At 49.4% G+C, this 17,378-nt stretch carries 18 protein-coding genes and 1 pseudogene; 11 read left to right on the top strand and 8 right to left on the bottom strand.

What is annotated here, in order from left to right; all coding sequences use genetic code 11:
• Nucleotides 1-20: 20 nt before the first annotated feature.
• Nucleotides 21-1,013 carry a lipoate--protein ligase gene (locus CW734_RS06830; RefSeq protein WP_101189952.1) on the bottom strand — a complete coding sequence of 331 codons (993 nt, stop codon included), beginning with the start codon at nucleotides 1,011-1,013 and terminating at the stop codon, nucleotides 21-23.
• Nucleotides 1,014-1,157: 144 nt separating this feature from the next.
• Here CW734_RS06830 and yhfH point away from each other — a divergent pair, with 144 nt between their 5' ends.
• A complete protein-coding gene (gene yhfH, locus CW734_RS06825) occupies nucleotides 1,158-1,283 on the top strand; it encodes a protein YhfH (protein ID WP_083509120.1) in 126 nt (41 codons plus the stop codon).
• Nucleotides 1,284-1,372: 89 nt separating this feature from the next.
• On the opposite strand, the gene CW734_RS06820 is transcribed toward yhfH, so the two are convergent.
• From CW734_RS06820 to hemE, 3 genes are all read right to left on the bottom strand, one after another.
• Nucleotides 1,373-1,825: a FixH family protein gene (locus CW734_RS06820; protein WP_058381286.1), complete on the bottom strand. Its 453-nt coding sequence runs from the start codon at nucleotides 1,823-1,825 to the stop codon at nucleotides 1,373-1,375.
• A gap of 152 nt (nucleotides 1,826-1,977) precedes the next feature.
• Nucleotides 1,978-2,910, bottom strand: a complete 933-nt coding sequence (gene hemH, locus CW734_RS06815) for a ferrochelatase (protein ID WP_058381287.1) — start codon at nucleotides 2,908-2,910, stop codon at nucleotides 1,978-1,980.
• 21 nt (nucleotides 2,911-2,931) lie between these two features.
• Nucleotides 2,932-3,975 carry a uroporphyrinogen decarboxylase gene (gene hemE / locus CW734_RS06810; RefSeq protein WP_101189951.1) on the bottom strand — a complete coding sequence of 348 codons (1,044 nt, stop codon included), beginning with the start codon at nucleotides 3,973-3,975 and terminating at the stop codon, nucleotides 2,932-2,934.
• Nucleotides 3,976-4,196: 221 nt separating this feature from the next.
• Here hemE and CW734_RS06805 point away from each other — a divergent pair, with 221 nt between their 5' ends.
• The 3 genes from CW734_RS06805 to CW734_RS06795 all read left to right on the top strand — a co-directional run bounded on the left by CW734_RS06805 (nucleotide 4,197) and on the right by CW734_RS06795 (nucleotide 7,023).
• Entirely contained in the window at nucleotides 4,197-4,712 is a 516-nt protein-coding gene (locus tag CW734_RS06805) for an antibiotic biosynthesis monooxygenase family protein (RefSeq protein ID WP_101189950.1), read from the top strand.
• Nucleotides 4,713-4,779: 67 nt separating this feature from the next.
• Nucleotides 4,780-5,778 carry a sodium:calcium antiporter gene (locus CW734_RS06800; RefSeq protein WP_101189949.1) on the top strand — a complete coding sequence of 333 codons (999 nt, stop codon included), beginning with the start codon at nucleotides 4,780-4,782 and terminating at the stop codon, nucleotides 5,776-5,778.
• Nucleotides 5,779-5,856: 78 nt separating this feature from the next.
• On the top strand, nucleotides 5,857-7,023 hold the full coding sequence (locus CW734_RS06795; protein WP_101189948.1) for a M20 metallopeptidase family protein: 1,167 nt from the start codon (nucleotides 5,857-5,859) through the stop codon (nucleotides 7,021-7,023).
• A 57-nt stretch (nucleotides 7,024-7,080) separates the two neighbouring features.
• Here the strand turns inward: CW734_RS06795 and CW734_RS06790 are convergent, their stop codons facing one another.
• Both CW734_RS06790 and CW734_RS06785 read right to left on the bottom strand, forming a co-directional pair.
• On the bottom strand, nucleotides 7,081-8,298 hold the full coding sequence (locus tag CW734_RS06790; RefSeq protein ID WP_101189947.1) for an ABC transporter permease: 1,218 nt from the start codon (nucleotides 8,296-8,298) through the stop codon (nucleotides 7,081-7,083).
• Nucleotides 8,282-9,031, bottom strand: a complete 750-nt coding sequence (locus tag CW734_RS06785; protein ID WP_101189946.1) for an ABC transporter ATP-binding protein — start codon at nucleotides 9,029-9,031, stop codon at nucleotides 8,282-8,284. The genes CW734_RS06790 and CW734_RS06785 overlap by 17 nt, the downstream gene beginning before the upstream one ends.
• A gap of 174 nt (nucleotides 9,032-9,205) precedes the next feature.
• On the opposite strand from CW734_RS06785, the gene CW734_RS06780 reads away from it, so the two are divergent.
• From CW734_RS06780 to CW734_RS06750, 7 genes and pseudogenes are all read left to right on the top strand, one after another.
• Nucleotides 9,206-9,637, top strand: a complete 432-nt coding sequence (locus CW734_RS06780) for an HIT family protein (protein WP_101189945.1) — start codon at nucleotides 9,206-9,208, stop codon at nucleotides 9,635-9,637.
• A gap of 103 nt (nucleotides 9,638-9,740) precedes the next feature.
• A complete protein-coding gene (locus CW734_RS06775; RefSeq protein WP_101189944.1) occupies nucleotides 9,741-10,274 on the top strand; it encodes a tryptophan transporter in 534 nt (177 codons plus the stop codon).
• A 123-nt stretch (nucleotides 10,275-10,397) separates the two neighbouring features.
• On the top strand, nucleotides 10,398-10,838 hold the full coding sequence (locus CW734_RS06770; RefSeq protein WP_101189943.1) for a YtxH domain-containing protein: 441 nt from the start codon (nucleotides 10,398-10,400) through the stop codon (nucleotides 10,836-10,838).
• Nucleotides 10,839-10,974: 136 nt separating this feature from the next.
• A pseudogene (locus CW734_RS06765) lies at nucleotides 10,975-11,512 on the top strand (HTH-type transcriptional regulator Hpr).
• 104 nt (nucleotides 11,513-11,616) lie between these two features.
• Entirely contained in the window at nucleotides 11,617-12,162 is a 546-nt protein-coding gene (locus CW734_RS06760; protein ID WP_101189942.1) for a DUF3267 domain-containing protein, read from the top strand.
• Nucleotides 12,163-12,221: 59 nt separating this feature from the next.
• Nucleotides 12,222-12,407 carry a hypothetical protein gene (locus CW734_RS18740; RefSeq protein ID WP_068868672.1) on the top strand — a complete coding sequence of 62 codons (186 nt, stop codon included), beginning with the start codon at nucleotides 12,222-12,224 and terminating at the stop codon, nucleotides 12,405-12,407.
• Nucleotides 12,408-12,656: 249 nt separating this feature from the next.
• Nucleotides 12,657-13,586, top strand: coding sequence for a peptidylprolyl isomerase (locus tag CW734_RS06750; RefSeq protein WP_101189941.1), 930 nt, complete (start codon nucleotides 12,657-12,659; stop codon nucleotides 13,584-13,586).
• A 51-nt stretch (nucleotides 13,587-13,637) separates the two neighbouring features.
• Here the strand turns inward: CW734_RS06750 and yhaM are convergent, their stop codons facing one another.
• Both yhaM and CW734_RS06740 read right to left on the bottom strand, forming a co-directional pair.
• On the bottom strand, nucleotides 13,638-14,576 hold the full coding sequence (gene yhaM / locus CW734_RS06745; protein ID WP_101189940.1) for a 3'-5' exoribonuclease YhaM: 939 nt from the start codon (nucleotides 14,574-14,576) through the stop codon (nucleotides 13,638-13,640).
• Nucleotides 14,573-17,335 (bottom strand): AAA family ATPase, encoded by a 2,763-nt coding sequence (locus CW734_RS06740; RefSeq protein WP_101189939.1) that lies wholly within the window; start codon nucleotides 17,333-17,335, stop codon nucleotides 14,573-14,575. The genes yhaM and CW734_RS06740 overlap by 4 nt, the downstream gene beginning before the upstream one ends.
• Nucleotides 17,336-17,378 lie beyond the last annotated feature (43 nt).

The raw sequence follows: 17,378 nt of genomic DNA, 5'->3' as shown, positions 1-17,378 counted from the left end.
AGCAGGCTCCACAGAAAATCTTAATAAATCAACTTGAGGAAATCTTCTGTCGTGATCCCTCCGAGCAATTTCGGGATGTCGATGCCTTCGATTACTTCAGCCAGCGCGGCGCGTTCGTATTTCACGCCGGTAATCGCCTGTTCGATTTCCGATACATCGCCGACCCCGAAGAAATCGCCATAAATGTGCGCTTCCTGCACGATTCCTTTTTCCACTTGCAGGCGAACATCAATGCCGCCGACCGGGAAGCGATGGGATTGTTTGATATTGAATTTCGGTGATTTGCCGTAGTTCCAATCCCAATTAGCATAGCGTTCTTTCGACAATTCGTGGATATTGTTCCAGTCTTCATCGGTGAGTTCCCAGAAACGGACATTTTCCTCACCGGCAAAAATCGAATGCAGCACAGCTTCACGGAATTGTTCCACTGACATTTCCTGCTCGAGGAATTCTGAAATATTCGCTACACGGCTGCGGATCGATTTGATGCCTTTCGATTCGATTTTTTCTTTATTGACCTTCAAAGCCGACACGACTTCATCCATCTTCGTATCGAATAACAGCGTGCCGTGGCTGAACATGCGTCCTCTTGTCGCAAACTGGGCATTGCCGGAAATCTTGCGCCCTTCAGCGAGGAGGTCGTTGCGCCCGGAAAGCTCTGCATTGACGCCCATATCTTGCAAGGCTTTGACGACCGGTTCTGTGAACTTGCGGAAATCACGGAAACTATTGCCGTCATCTTTCGTGATAAAACTAAAGTTCAAATTGCCATGGTCATGATACACGGCCCCTCCGCCTGAAAGCCGGCGCACGACGTGAATGCCATTCGAATCGACATAATCGGTATTGATCTCTTCTGCCGTGTTCTGGTTTTTACCGATGATGATGGATGGTTCGTTGATATAGAACAGCAGGAATGGATTCTGGTCGACATCCATCGTTTTCAATAAATACTCCTCGATGGCCAGGTTGATGCGTGGATCTGTGATGCCTTTATTATCTACGAAATACATGATCTCTCTCCTTTTTTACTGTTGACTGACTTTATTTTAACGGAATTTTTAAAAATAATCACGGTTGAGGGTTGACGGATCTAAACTGTTATAATACACTGTGTTTATCACTTACAGTACTATAACAAAAAGGAGCTGGTAGAAATGATTGAGAACGTAGTCGAATTCTTCAAGAACTTGCCCCCGAAACAGTGTGCCACTTGCGGAGAGAAAATCGAAGAGCAGCACGAGTGCTACGGCAATCACTGCCAGACCTGTAACGAAATCTAAACAGACAAAACGGCCGGAGAAATTCTCCGGCCGTTTTTTTTTATGCGTTACCTTCCAACTGTTGTGCAACAGTAGCGAAGACCGAAGAATCAATGACCCATCTTTTCCATGGCATCTGCATCTTCGCTATCATCAGGCACAATCGTTTCAGGGTCCGGATTGCCTATCGTCAATTCCATTTTCGGCATAACGTGCATGCGACGGGCCGTTGTATGGGCTTGGATGAAATACAGCCCTTCTTCTCCTGCCGTCCATGCATATTCGTAAACCCCGTCTTGCGTATGGCTTGCCTCTAGCATCTCGCTATTGTCACGAGCTCCCGATTGCCATACTTCAAAGACCACTTCATCCGCATCTTCTACCGCCTCTGTGCCTTGCGTGACAGTGGCCGATAGCAACATTTCTTCGCCAGGGTCGGCGGTTTCTTGTGTATTGAATTCGACTTCCACTTCCTGCGGCAATTCTCCCGCACCAGCCGATGAATCTTCTTCGCCGCATGCTGCCAACAGCAATACCAGCATCAGAGCGATCCACTTTTTCATGTGATTTCCTCCTCGCAGCGGGCGCATATTGCGCCCACTAGCCGCAATTTCTGCCCATTCATTGATAAAACGCCGCCGCAGTTAACTGCCGAGCGGCGTTTTAATAACGGTTTATAGCTTGAAAGCTTGCATCCTAGACGATTTCGACAGGATTAGTTTTCGTTTAATTTGTTCAAGACGACATTGGCCATTCCATCGATAAACAATGGATCGACGTTCGGCATTTCCGGACGGCGGTATGTTGCGCCGATTTCATCACAGACGACTTTACATTCGTAGTCATTATCGTACAAGACTTCCAAATGGTCTGTAATAAAGCCTACTGGCGTGTAGACGAATGAGTTATAGCCTTTTTCTTCGTGCAACTCGCGCGTCAAATCCTGGACGTCTGGCCCGATCCATGGCTCTGGCGTCTGCCCAGCACTTTGCCAGCCGATTTCATAGTTTTCAACGCCCGCCGCTTCGGCGATCAAGTCCGCTGTTTCTTTCAATTGGTCTGGGTACGGATCGCCATTTGCGATGATTTTCTCCGGCAGGGAATGCGCAGAGACGATCAGGCAGGATTTCGCGCGTTCTTGTTCTGACATTTCAGCAAATGCCGCGCTTACTTTCTCGCTCCAGAATTGGATGAATTTCGGCTCTGTGTACCAGCTTTCCACTGAAGTCAGCTTGATGCCGAGTTTATCGGCTGTTTCTTTTGCACGGCCGTTATAGGATTTAACGGAGAATGTCGAGAAATGCGGCGCAAGAACGATTGAAATCGCTTCTTCGATGCCGTCTTTTTTCATCTCTTCCACGCCGTCTTCCACGAATGGCTCGATATGCTTCAAGCCGAGATACATTTTAAACTCGATGTCATCCTGCAATTCGTTCAAACGGTCACACAAGCCATTCGCTTGGTCTTCTGTAATTCTAGCCAGCGGTGAAATGCCGCCGATCGCTTTGTAGCGGTCTTTCAAATCCTGCAACGCTTCTTCGCTCGGCTTGCGGCCGCGGCGAATATGCGTGTAGTAGCGCTCGATGTCATCTTCAGAATACGGCGTACCATACGCCATTACCAATAATCCCATTGTCTTTTTCATCACAATCACCTCGTCAAAAGTTTGTTAGTTCTGTTGTTTATAAGCTGCACTGTATTCGTGGACAAATGCCGTCAGACGCTTCAGCGTGTCCGGCTGCACTTCTGGGAAGACCCCGTGTCCAAGGTTAAAGATATAGCCATCATTTTGCATGCCCATATCCAGGATTCTTTTCGTGCGTTCTTCGATGACAGACCAATCCGCCAGCAAATAAGATGGGTCGAAGTTGCCCATCAAGGCTTTCGTCAAGCCTCTTTCACGTGCTTCGGTGATCGGCAAACGCCAATCCAGTCCTACCACATCTACCGGCAGGTCATGCCATTCATTCGCCAGGTGGCTTGCACCGACGCCAAAAATCGTCATCGGCACGCCTTCTTCGCCAATTTCTTTGAAGATGCGGTCCATGACCGGTTTGATGAAAATGCGGTAATCTTCCACATTCAATGCGCCGACCCATGAGTCGAAAATCTGGATCGCTTTTGCACCGGCATGGATCTGTGCCTTTACGTAAGGGATGATCGTGTCGGCCAGTTTGTCCATGAGCGCAAACCACATTTCCGGTTCTGATACCATCATCGCTTTCGTTTTGTTATAGCTCTTCGATGGGCCGCCTTCGATCATATAGCTCGCGAGCGTGAACGGCGCGCCGGAAAAACCGATGAGCGGCACGTTCAATTGCTCTTCAGTCAAAATCTTGATTGTCTTCAGCACGTAGTCGACATCCTGCTCAGGATTGATTTCACCGAGGCGGTCGATGTCCGCTTTTGTGCGGATCGGATTGCTGATGACCGGCCCGACGCCGCCTTTGATCTTGACGTCCACCCCGATGGCTGGAAGCGGTGTCACGATATCTTTGTAAAGAATCGCTGCGTCGACGTCATATTGGTCGACCGGCAGCTTCGTGACGTAAGCGCAAAGTTCCGGCTGATGCGTGATTTCTTCCAACGAATATTTCTCTTTGATCTTGCGGTATTCTGGCTGTGAACGCCCAGCCTGGCGCATATACCATACCGGTACATGATCGGTCTTCTCTCCACGCGCTGCGCGCAGGTACGTATCATTAAAAATCATGAATTAGTCATCCCTTCAGTCTTTGCGGCTATAGTTTATCCTTCATTATCCGTCTATACTATAGACTCTCCGCCCCTTATTGTATAGAATCCGGCGGCAATTGTCATAAATTAGACCCGATTCCCTTCACCGATTTGACACCATCTGTTTCAAGCGCCGTATTTTAGGGAAAAGTGAGGTAGCAATTCAAAATGTATCCCGATGATTAGGAGGCTTTTTCAATGAATATTTATATGACGACAGGAACTTACGAATTCATGAAAAAAATGCGTGAAAAGCATGCGGATGAAACGATGGTGCTGATGCAAGGCGAAAACACGACTTTGCTATTGCACGAGACCGAAGGGAAATCCATTTTCCAAACTCCTCGCCGCTTTGAAGTGGTCGATGGCACGGGCGAGTTCCGCGAAAAAGGATTTTTCGTCATGAACAATATCCCGGTTGCCGACGAAGGGCGGCCTGTTTTTGAGCACCGCTTCAAGAACCGTGCCGGCGCGATTGAAAACGAGCCCGGATATGTCGCTTTCCGCGTCTTGCGGCCGCTCGATTCCGACACGTATGTCGTCTTGACCGAATGGGAATCACCGGCATTCTATGAGAAATGGAAAGAATCACAAGCTTTTGCCAAAGCACATTCCGAAAAACCACAGGAAGAAGCGGAAAAACCGCGCGCCAATATCTTCTCCGGTTCTTCTTACGTTACCATGTATAAAGCGAAACCTGAAGAAGACGAGTAATCAACGGCCGGCCAGCCCGGCTGTTTTACTGTGTATATAGAAGAAACCCATTTAGGAGGAACAACAATTGGTATTTATTTATTTTCTGCTGGCTGCGGCAGTCACCGTGTTCGCTGCCATTAAACTGTCCCAGTATGCGGACGTCATCAGTGAAAAATCAGCGATGGGCGGCATGATGGTCGGCACGCTCTTGCTTGCAGGTGCCACCAGTCTCCCAGAAATCTCCACAAGCTTCTCGGCAGCTGCCATCGGCAATGCCGATATCGCAGTCGGCAATATGATCGGCTCGAACTTGTTCAATTTATTCATTTTAGCCGGATTCGATTTGCTGCTGAACCGCAGACGCATGCTCGAGCGTGCATCTAAAGACCATACCTACTCTTCCCTGCTCGGCATCTTTCTGACCGTGCTATTGCTCTTGGCATTATGGCTGCGTACCGATGTCACGGTCCTCGGGATCGGCCTCGATGCGTTGGCGATCGGCATAACCTATGTGATCGGTATGCTGATCATCAATAAATTGCCGAACTTGGATACAATCGATATGGATGATGAGCCGGTCGATGCCAAGGCGCCTAAAAACCCGAGCGCCCATCTATCGCCAAAACACGCGGGCATTCGTTTCGCGATTGTGGCTGTGATCATCATGGCGGCAGGGACCGCCCTTTCCATCACAGGTGATGAAATTGCGGTTGTGACAGGAATCGGCTCGAGCTTTGTCGGCAGTTTCCTGGTGGCCGCTGCCACTTCCCTGCCGGAAGCAATTTCGGTTTTCGTCGCGCTGCGACTGTCCAATGTCAATATGGCGGTCGGCGCTGTTCTCGGAAGCAATATTTTCAACATGGTCATTTTGGCTTTGTCGGACCCGATTTATGTAGAAGGCTCGATTCTTGCTGAAGTTTCAGGCGCCAATTTCATTATTGCAAGCGCAGTACTCGTCATGAGCGTGCTGGTCATGTTCTCGCTCTACAGACCGAAGACCGCTTCCACATGGGCATATAGCGTGCCATCCATCCTGGTTATCCTGCTTTACTTTGTCGCTTCATATTTGAATTTCACTTACTGACAGGACGGGGCTTCCCCGTTCTGTTTTTTGCTATGTTAAACTAGAGAAAATCCAGAAAATTAGGAAGGATATGATCCAATGATTGAAAAGATCTTTGCTGAACTCGATAACGCCTACCCAAAGATGGTGGAAATCCGCCGTCACTTGCACATGAACCCGGAGCCATCATTCCATGAAACCAAAACAGCTAAGTACATCCGTGACTTCTATGAAGATCTCGGTGTCGATATCCGCCACGGCGTCGGAGGCAATGGCGTCATCGCGACTATCCGCGGAGGACAACCTGGCAAGACAGTCGCCTTGCGCGCCGATTTCGATGCCCTGCCGATCCAAGACCAGAAAGAAACCAGCTATAAATCCACTGTCCCGAACGTGGTCCATGCTTGCGGCCATGACGGCCATACGGCGACCTTGCTTGTTCTCGGCAAAATCCTCCACGGCTTGCGCGATGAACTCCCTGGCACGTATGTACTCATTCACCAGCACGCAGAAGAGCTTGCCCCAGGCGGCGCAAAACCGATGATCGAAGACGGGGCGCTTGACGGCGTCGATGTCATCTTCGGCACCCATCTTTGGTCGACGACGCCATTCGGGCGGATCGATTATCGGACAGGCCCGATCATGGCAGCGGCGGACCGTTTTGAAATCACTGTCCAAGGGCGCGGCGGCCACGGCGCGATGCCCCACGAAACTGTCGATGCCGTCGTAACAGGCGCACAGCTCGTGACCAGCCTGCAGCAGCTTGTCGCACGCCGTGTGGACCCGCTCGAGTCCGCAGTTTTGACGATTGCATCATTCATTGCAGAGAACCCGTTCAATATCATTGCCGACCAATCGAAACTGAACGGAACAGTCAGATCCTTCACCGAAGAAACGCGCACCCTTATGGAGCAGGAAATGGAGCGCGTTGCTAAAGGCACTGCAATCGCGACTAATAGCGACATCGACTTTAAATTCCATCGGGGCTACCCGCCGGTCGTCACTCACGAAAAGGAAACCGAATTCCTGAGAGACCTTGCTGAAGATGTGCCGGGTGTTGAGGAAGTCTTCAATTGCCCGCCGCAAATGGGCGGCGAGGATTTCGCCTATTACCTCGAAGAGATTCCGGGCACATTCTTCTTCACAGGCGCGATGCCGGACGGTGAAGTCTATCCCCACCACCACCCGAAATTCGACTTTAAAGAAGAAGCGATGCTGATTGCCGCAAAAACGCTTGGCAAAGCCGCAGTCACTTGCCACGAATAAATGACATAGCAAAAGGGCTGGAGAAAATGAAAATTTTCTCCAGCCCTTTTATGGTTATTATCGTTTTTTGAGCTGTGCTGACTTTCTTCTGGCTCCTGCAAGCGTCACAACAGAAACGACTGCAACGACTGCCGCGACAAGTAGCGCTGTCGCAAACTGTCCGAGTGCTAGCAACAAGACCAATGCCGCTGCAGCCTGGATCATCTGGACCGCGAGCACCCAATTCCATACCGCTTTTTCACGGCTATGCGTGCTAAGCGGGAATAATTGGTCCATGCGGAAATGCTGAGACTGATTCAAGCCTTGCCATAATTGGATCGTTGAAGCGAACGCCAATGCCCCAGCAAATAAAGCAATTGCGATTTGGAACGGGATGAGCCAAGCGCCGACCAGGATGATCAGCGTCAAACGAACCCATAGAAAGAACAATTCATCGGAACGAATGAACGTCCGGCTCACTAAATACAAATGGGCATTCGAAGCCTTGCTCTTGATCAGCCGGTAAACCGGGTTAAGCCATCTGCGTTCCCTCACCTTCCCTTTCAAATGCGGGACGTCGGTGAAATAATTGGCGAACTGATAAAAGCGCAGCATGCGGTTCTCTTCCAATTCGATGAAATGCCCATAGGGGAATGCTTTTCCCGCAGCACGGCGCTCCAGCCATTTGCCGTAGAAAATCATCGCGAACAAAAAGACGGCCGAAACAACAATCCATCCATCGACATACGACCAGGCAAACCCGGCAACGAGCAGAAAGCGGACCGCGCGCTCGAGCCATACCTTATGGCCATCGCTTGCTTTTCGCCAGTGGAATTCGCTCCTGACATTCCACCATTTCACAAGCAGCAATAGAATCGGAAACCCGATCAAATAAGACGAAGGCAAGCCGTATAAGGCGTTGATGAGCGGCAAGGAGACGATAAATACGACAATCGGCAAATACAGCTGCGACACATAAGTCCAGCGAAGTGCCGGTTTCAAATATTCATCAAGCCGGCTTTCAAGAGGGAGTAAATACACCCCGTCCGCCTGTTTCAATAAAGTTACCGGCGGGCTGTAGGACAATAGCGCCCCGAACAATACTGCCATCAATAGCGCTGCCGGAAATTCGGGCGGGACATTTTGCACCCATTCGCTATAGGCATACCCGGCCGCCCCGATGGCGAACAACATGACGACCGCAATATGGCCGGTGACGATGAATTTTAAATAATTCTGGACTTCAGCGGTATAGCGACGGAGCCGCTTGTCCCATACTTCATGCAGGTTCTTCATTATCGTCATCCTCGGTCATCGCAATATACAAATCATCGAGTGAGGCATCTGGCATGCCGAATGCCTGGCGCAACTCCGGCATCGTGCCGATTGCCCGCACGCGCCCGTTGTGGAGCAGAATGATACGGTCGCAATAGCGTTCTGCAGTCGACAGGATATGGGTCGACATGAGCACTGATGCGCCGCTGCGCTTTTGCTGTTCCATCTGGTCGAGAAGCGATTTGATGCCGAGCGGGTCGAGCCCGACGAAAGGTTCATCGATGATGTACAAATCCGGGTCGACTAGAAATGCACTCATGATCATGACTTTCTGGCGCATCCCTTTTGAGAAATGGGACGGAAACCATTTCAGCCGCTTCTCCATGCGGAATTCCTTCAATAAAGCTGCGGAACGCTGTTCGAACACCTCTTGTTCTAAGCCATAAGCCATCGCCGTCAGTTCGAGATGTTCGCGCAAGGTCAATTCCTCATACAGCACAGGCGTTTCCGGAATATAGGAAAAAGCGGAACGGTAAGCGTCAATGTCTTCCCCGAACGTCCGGCCATTGAGTCGGATCGTCCCGGATTTTGGCTGCATGATGCCGATGATATGCTTGATGGTTGTACTCTTCCCTGCTCCGTTCAAGCCAATCAAGCCGACCAATTCACCTTTTTCTATAGAAAAACTTACGTCTTTTAACACGGGCTTTCGCGTATATCCGCCCGTTAAATTTTCTACTTCCAATATTGCCACTTTCAACACCTCTTTCTTCGTTTACTATTGTATCAAAACTGCGTGGCGAATTCTTTCGGGAAATGGGACGCTTTATGAACCCGGTCGGGACCAGTTGAAATGTAGAATGACTCGCTCACTGAATATGGTAAACTGAAAAAAGAACGGCCAACCCCTTACAGAAAGGATGAGTTTATGAGCAATTGCATTTTTTGCAAAATCATTGCAGGAGAAATCCCGAGCGTCAAAGTGTACGAAGATGAGCATGTCTACGCCTTTATGGACATCATGCCTTTGTCAAAAGGGCATACGCTGCTGATTCCGAAAACCCATCGCGAGTTTGTTTACGATATGACGCCGGAAGAAGCGGGCCAGTTGTTCAGCGTGGCGCCGAAGATTGCCAGCGCCATCAAAGAGACCTTCGAACCGGAAGGCATGAATTTATTGAACAACAACGGGCCAAAAGCCGGGCAAAGCGTGTTCCATTTCCATCTGCATTTCATCCCGCGCTACGGCGCAAGCGATGGATTTGGCGCGAAATGGATGACCAAAGAAAAAGAGTACACCACGGAGAAGATCCAGGAGCTTGCTGAACAGGTAAAAACCAAGCTAGCCTCTGAGGCTTGATTTTCTGTGCTGCACGAGATAAGATCGTAATACGTTTTTCGCCGGCGGCCACGAGGGCACGTCCGGGAAAAAGAAACTAGCTTGAGCTGAGGAGAGATGAGAAATGAATACGAAAAATCTTGTGTTAATGGCGCTGCTTGTCAGCGTCGGTGCGACATTGTACGTAATGATCCCGGGCATCAACGGCGGGATGAAACCCGACTTTATGCTGACGATGATGTTTATCGGCATACTGCTATTCCGTGACGTGAAAAGCGTCTTTTTGCTCGCTGTCACTACCGGAATTATTTCCGGATTGTTTTCAAGCTTTCCGGGAGGCTTTTTCCCGAATATCATCGATAAATTCGTCACCGCATTCGTCTTTTTCGCGCTTGTGACATTATTGAAAAAGCATGCGGCCAAGCTGCCGGTTGGCATTGCGCTCGCTGCTTTCGGAACGGTGCTGTCAGGAACCATTTTCCTGTCGGCCGCCATCTTCATCCTAGGCGCCGATATTCCGTTCACGCTCCTGCTTGCAACGGTAGTCGTTCCGGCGACCATCATGAACGGCGTTGCCTTTGCGGTCATGTTCCCAATCGTCACAGGGCTCATGAAGCGCTCGAACTTCCAAAATGCCACAACCGCCAACGTCCGCTAATGCTAAAATACCTTTCCCTTTCACAGGGAAAGGTATTTTTTATTGAATAGCCATTCATTCCATGTTTTAATTAAGTGAAATAAAGGAAAAGAAAGATAGACGACGAAAGGAGCGCTTACACTTATGAAAGTTACGAATTTTTTTGCCGGCTTGGGTGCCGGTCTAATTGCCGGTGCCGTTACAGCCATCCTCTCCACTCCGAAATCCGGTGAGGAAATGCGCACTTCCATCAAATCAAGCGGCTCGGAATGGAAAGAATCGATGAACGAGCTGAAAGCCCGCATCAATGAATTGAAGGAATCGATCAACCATTTGACGGAAGAATCGAAAACACAAGTCCCTGAAGCGATGGATGGCTTGAAAGCATCCCTCCAATCATGGCAGGAAGGCACAGCGCCAGCGAAAGAACATTTGCAGCTCGAGATCAAAGCGATCCAGAATTCCATCGAGCAGCTGCAGGCGGCGATCAGCAAAGATAAAGACGAAGAAGAGAAGAAAAAAGACAAACCGACGAAAATCGACCAGAAAAAAGCGGAAGATGACGACGATTCCGAGACAGCTTGACCATCATTGGTCAGGTTGTTTTTTTTTGACTAAATTATTTTACTATTCTCACTTTAATTCACTTTGCTTTATTGCTATAATAAAGAAAATATTCCCGGTGAAAGTTGGTGCTCGTGTGAATGACAAAGAATATACAATGAAAGAAGCTATGCTGTACAGCCAAAGAATTGGGCAATTATCGAAAGCATTATGGAAAGCAGTGGAGAAAGATTGGCAGATGTGGATAAAACCTTATGACCTGAATATTAATGAACATCACATTTTATGGATTTCCTACCATTTGAAAGGAGCCTCTATTTCCGACGTGGCAAAATTCGGGGTCATGCACGTCTCTACGGCATTCAATTTTCGAAAAACTTGAAGAACGCGAATTGCTGTCCTTCTCGAAACGCGATACCGACAAACGCAATACATATGTAGAATTGACGCAAAAAGGCGAAGAGTTGATGCAGGAGATGATCGAACGCTATCACGACACGCCCCACTCGGTCATCGACGGTTCCCTCCCACTGCGCAATCTATACGGGAAATTCCCCGAGTTCATGGATGTCATGGCGATCATCCGCAATATTTACGGCGATGATTTCATGGAGATTTTCGAAGCTTCATTCAAAAACATCGAGAACCGTTTCAATGAGGAAAACCACGTTTTAACCGAGAATAAAAACGCCTGAAAAACACGGCAAAAATTTTCGCTGAAGAAGCTTGCATTCCCCCAGGAAACGTTGTATTGTATGTATCGGCTCAACAACACTATACATCAATGGGAGATACGCATATGCATTGCTGGAAAACAATCAACGTCAAAAAACAATACGGTTCTGACCGCCTGTTCTTCATTTCCGCGCTGATCGGCGCCGGGGTTTTCACCAGCTATTACATGCTGCTGGCCATCATGTATGCCGACCCGTTATCCGACCAGAACTTTTTGCTGTTCATGATCGGAATGCTGGCGATCTACCCTATCCATAAACTTTTGCATCTTCTGCCTTTGCTCGGAAGCCGCAAATGCTTGAAAATCAGCATGCGCAAACAATTGAAGCTGTGCCCGACGATTTCTTTGTATATCAAAGAACCGGTCCGGAAATCACGCTTCATGCTGGCGCTTGTGGCACCATTTGCGGTCATCAACACGACCATTATCGCGCTGAGCATCATTTGGCCGGCCTATAGCCATTATTTCGCCATTTTGCTTGCGTACCATAGCGCTTTGTCCGTTACGGATTTGATCTACATCCGTAATTTGGCGCGCTCGCCGCGGCACGCACTCATTGAAGAAACGGATACTGGATTTGAGATCCTGGTGCCGCAGCCAATTGCCTGACCTGCTTTTTTCTTTCCATTTTGCTATAATGGGAGTTAAGGTCAGAGGGGAGGAAACTCATGATAGTCGCATTCGTCGTAATGTTCTCCGTATTTTATCTATTCCAGATCAATCGGATGACATTAGCACTTGTTACATCCCGGGAAATTCCCGAAGAAAACCATGAAAAGATTTTTCGTACCATTAACATACTAATTCTAATCCTGCTCGTTTCATTATATGTCGGGGTTGAATTCACCCCGTAAGCACTTGCCCGAGCAAGTGCTTTTTCTATGGAATCAGCCACAAGCCTCCTACTCTTTAACGGATTCGCAATTTTTTGGAACTTTTTATTTTTTCATTCGTTTATGATATAGTAACTACGGCATCTATTGAAAATAAACGCAAAAATAGCCCGCTGCACAATGCTCGCGGCAATCATCCTTTTGCGGAAAATCAACAGCCCACACCTATAAATTCAACTTAGATTGAAAGAAAGTTAGGAGCGAACATTGATGAAGAAATCAGCCTTTACCCTTTCCATCGCGGCAGCGGTTCTTGCACTTTCCGCATGCAGCGACAATGGTTCCGATAGCGAAGTGCTCGTCACTTCCGATGCGGGAGATGTGACAAAAGAAGAACTATACGAAGAGATGAAAACCTCTGTCGGCGATCAAGCCATCCAAATCCTGATGATTGAAAAAGTATTGGGTGCAAACTACGAAGTTTCAGATGAAGAAGTTGAAGCGGAGCTTGAGAGCAATAAAGAAGAGATGGGCGAAAACTTCGAACAATTTCTCGCTCAGAACAACCATACAGAAGAAAGCTATAAAAAAGTCATCCGCCTGAACTTGCTTCAGGAAAAAGCGTTGACAGAAGACGTCGAAGTAACGGATGAAGAAATCGAAGAACAATACGAGCGCCAAGGAACTGAACTGAATGCGCGCCATATCCTGGTTGCGGATGAAGAAACAGCCAACGAATTGAAAGCGGAACTTGACGAAGGTGCAGATTTCGCTGAACTAGCGGAAGAACATTCCACAGACCCAGGCTCTGCCGCTAACGGCGGTTCCCTTGACTGGTTCGGCACAGGCGCCATGGTTCCTGAATTCGAAGACGCGGCTTATTCGCTTGAAGTCGATGAAATCAGCGAACCTGTCCAATCCCAGCACGGTTTCCACATTATCCAAGTGACCGAAACCCGTGAAGTCGAAGGACAGGAGCCGCTTGAAGACCAACGCGAAGCTTTGCGTTCTGAAATCGCCATGGCCAATGCAGATCAATCCACGCTGCTCCCGAAAGTCGCAGCTTTAATGGAAGAAGCGAATATCGACATCAAAGATGAAGAACTTGAAGGCGCATTGGATGAAATCCTCAATACGGAACCAGCTACTGAAGAAGGAGCCCCAACTGAAGAAGAGACGGAAGAAACTCCGGCTGAATAAGCAAAGCAAAACCCCCGACATCTTTGTCGGGGGTTTTTGTGTATTTCTGCTTTATAGTTTCGGCTTGTAGAATGAGCGGTTGTCGAGTGCGAAAACGCGTTCCGAGAACTCGCCTTCTTTCGTTTTTCCGAGCACACGGTCGAGCATCATCATTTTCGCATCGATATTGTCGATATAATGAAGGATTTCCGCCTCTTTCACCATCGGTTTTTTCGGGCTTCCCCATTCTTCCTTGCCGTGATGCGACAAGACGATATGTTGGAGGATCATGACTTCTTCCCCTTCGATGCCGAGCTCTTCCGCAGCTTTTGCGATTTCGGTCACCATGATCGAGATATGGCCGAGCAAATTGCCTTCTACGGTATAAGTAGTTGCAACCGGCCCTGAAAGTTCAAAGACTTTGCCGATATCGTGGAGAATGATTCCGGAATACAATAAATCCTTATCCAGGCTCGGATACACTTCACAAATCGCTTTCCCGAGCTTGAGCATCGAGACAACATGATCTGCAAGGCCTGACACATAATCGTGGTGATTGCGCGTCGCGGCCGGGAAGGTCAGGAATTGCTGCTGGTATTTCTTCAGAATATGGCGCGTGATGCGCTGAATTTGTGGGTTTTCCATCTCGAACAGGAATTTTGTCACTTCTTCGTGCAATTCATCTGCACTTTGTGACGCCGAAGGCAGAAACTCGGCAATCGTCAAGTTCTCCTCCGGCTTTGCCGGGCGGATGCTTTTAATGCGCAGTTGGTTTTTGCCGCGGTAATTATGGATTTCCCCGCCGACTCTGACAATCGTTTCTGCCGCATACATCCGTTCATGTTCGTCTTTCGTGTCCCATAACTTTGCCTCGATGTCTCCGCTCTTGTCTTGCAGAACGAGTGAAATGAATGGGTTGCCGGTCGTCGTGACGCCTTTGACCGATTGTTTGATCAGAAGAAAATCATCGACTGTCTCCCCGACAGCGCGGGTTGTAATTCCTTTTGTCATGCTTGGATGCTCCTTTCAGGATTCGCCACGTCGATTTGCTGGGCACTTGGCCAAGCTTGCCTCATCGCTTCGTGGCATGTGAAATAAATGAACTGATGGTCTGCCTGCAGCTCTTCCACTAATTTTATCACTTGCTGGCTTCTTCGGCGATCAAAATGGACAAACGGGTCATCCATGATGATCGGAAACGGATGGGATTCCTTCAAAGAAGATGCCAGTGCAAAACGCAATGCCAAGTATGCCTGCTCTTTTGTCGCTTGGCTGAGCTCGATGACGCGGAAGCGCAAGCCATCTTTCCGCAGCGCTTCAAAATTCCCTTCCTGACTGAGCAGCAAACGCACATACTCGCCGCCCGTCAATTGAGTGAAGTACGATTCCGAAAGCTTTAGCACTGCCGGCAGCTTCGTCTCTTTCAATTCATCCATCGTCTGCTTGAACACCTCGACGATCGCGCGGTTGACAGCCCATTCCTTGGCCGCGTCCTGGAACTCCGCTTTTTTCGCTTCCAGTTCCTGAAGTTTCATCGAATGCCCTTCGTCCGACAATAAATGCCTCGTCAACTGAAGCTTTTCTGCTTGCTCTTCCCATAATGACTGGCGTTCATCCTGTAATTCATCCAGTTGTTGCTGCGAACGCTCGAGAAATTGTTCTGTGCCCTCTTCTGCATCACCGAGCGCAGCAGGTTTTTCCACTTCTCCGATGGCAGAAAGCTGCGACAGGACCATTTGCAATTGTTCCTGTGCAGACCTTGCTTGTTCCGACAGTTTGGCAGCGCGGTAAAACGAATCCTCATCTTCCACTGCCGCCCTTTTGAATAGCTCATCCATCGCTTCGGAAAGCTTGGCCAATCGCTCGGCACATTTTCTGGATTGTTCCGCCAGCTGCTGGTTTTTTTCGCGGATTTTTCCGGCGTGCTGGAGTTTCTGCTGGCGGGCTTCCCATTCCGCACGAAGCACGCTGATGACATTGCTTGCACTTGCAGGCTTGCCGCATGCCTCCTGCGCCTGTCCCAGCCACGCCTGTTGTTCGCTTTCCAATTTCCCGATTTCTTCCGTAATGCGATCCAGCCGGCTAGAAGCTGCATGCACATCCCGCAATTTATCGAATAACGTGAGGACGGTAACGCGTGAGGTTTCTTCCGGAAAACCGAGCGATATCAACAATCCCCGATATTGCTGCAGTTCCCGGCTGCTGTCTGTCTGCGGCAGCGCAGCAATTTTCCGCTTGCTTGCCTCGATGGCGTCAAAACGTTCATCAAGCCCTTTATCGTATTCCGCTAGCTTGATGAGCAAAGCTTCGTATTCCGCTTCCTGCCCGCCGTAGCGTTCCACTAGATCATCCGTGCTGCCTTTTGGTGATTTCCTGTCACGCAGCCAGAGCCACACCGATGCGCCGAGCGCCATGGCCGCAAGAAGCCCCGTAAAAGCGTCTGCAGAAACCACAGCGATGATCAAGCCGGCAATTCCGATAGCCCCTAACAGAAATTGGGCAAGACGGTTATTGGCAGCCGTTCCCGCTTGCCGTTTTTGCTGCGCTTTAGCGAGCGTCAGCTGCGGCTCGATGTCGGCCCATTGTTCTGCGCGCCGCCGCTGTTCTTCGGGCGGCTCTGCTGCAAGGTATTGCTTTAAAGCGTATTCAGCTTCTGACAGCCGTTGCCGTTCTTCTTCCAATCGGCGCTGCCCGAAAGCTTGTTCTTGTTCAGCGGTTTGCAGCGCATCCAATACGATCTTCAATCGCTCTTCCTGTTCAAGCGAGGCATCCGAGAGGAGTGCCTGCTCTTTGTTCATGCCGCATAATTTCAATAGGCAGCCAAGTTCATCCTGTAATCGGCTGAGCTCTTCTTGTTTCACTTTCAAGGAAGAATTTATCTGATGCCATTCGGCTTCGCGCCCGAGCAGATCCGCCATCGAATCTGTTCCAGGCAGCTCGCCGGCCGGCTCTAACCGGCCTATTTCATTTTCCAGAAAGGCAGCTTCGGCCTGTAATTCATTTTTCTGGTCGAGCAATCGTTCATACTGACGGATGCCCGATTCCGGAAAATTCACCGGGCCGTTTTCCGCCAAGCGCTCGAGTTGTTGTTTTCGCGCTAATAGCGGTGCTGCTTGCTGCCATTTTTCCGCTTCCTTCATGTCTTGAACGAGCATGCTTTCAGCTTGGCCCAGCTCGGCCAATCGCTTTTTGATGTGCTCCAGCCGCTCTGTTGCCGGACGGAAGGTATCCGCGCGCAGCTTGTATTCACGCAACTCCATTTCAAGTTCCCGCAACTCTTCGGTCAAACGGTTGATTAGCGGCAACTTACCAGCTTTCTTAAACAACTCGCCCATTTCGCGTTCGAGCTGGCTTTCCATTTTCCCAGCATGGTCGACACCGGCAGTCCCGGAGGACAACAGCGTGCGCGTCAGCTCCTGTTCAGTCATTTGGTCGAGATCTTGGAGTTCATGGACAGAGAACGAATAAATCGCTTCATAGGAGGCTCTGTCATATCCTCTTAATAGCTCCGCCAGTTCTGTCTCGCCTCCGCGGCGCCCGTCTTCAAACCAGACCGTCACATCGCCTGCCGATTTACCGGCTGTCCGCTCGATCACGACACGGCCATAAATGGGATCGCTCAGCTGCAGCTGGCCGCCGTATTTGCCGCCCGCTTTCGGTTCGTAGCGTTTATGCGGCTGGTTGCGTGCCGAAAAGCCAAACAGCATCTGCAAGACAAATTGCTGGATGGTCGTTTTGCCTGCTTCATTCATTCCGTAGAATACGGCCATCGGTTTTTGTTCAGCTCGATGGTCCTGTTTTCGTGGCGGCCAA

Origin of the sequence: Planococcus sp. MB-3u-03, from assembly GCF_002833405.1 — a bacterium.
Lineage (GTDB): Bacteria > Bacillota > Bacilli > Bacillales_A > Planococcaceae > Planococcus.
The sequence above is the reverse complement of the archived record's forward strand: the minus strand, read 5'-3'. Positions and strand labels throughout refer to the sequence as shown.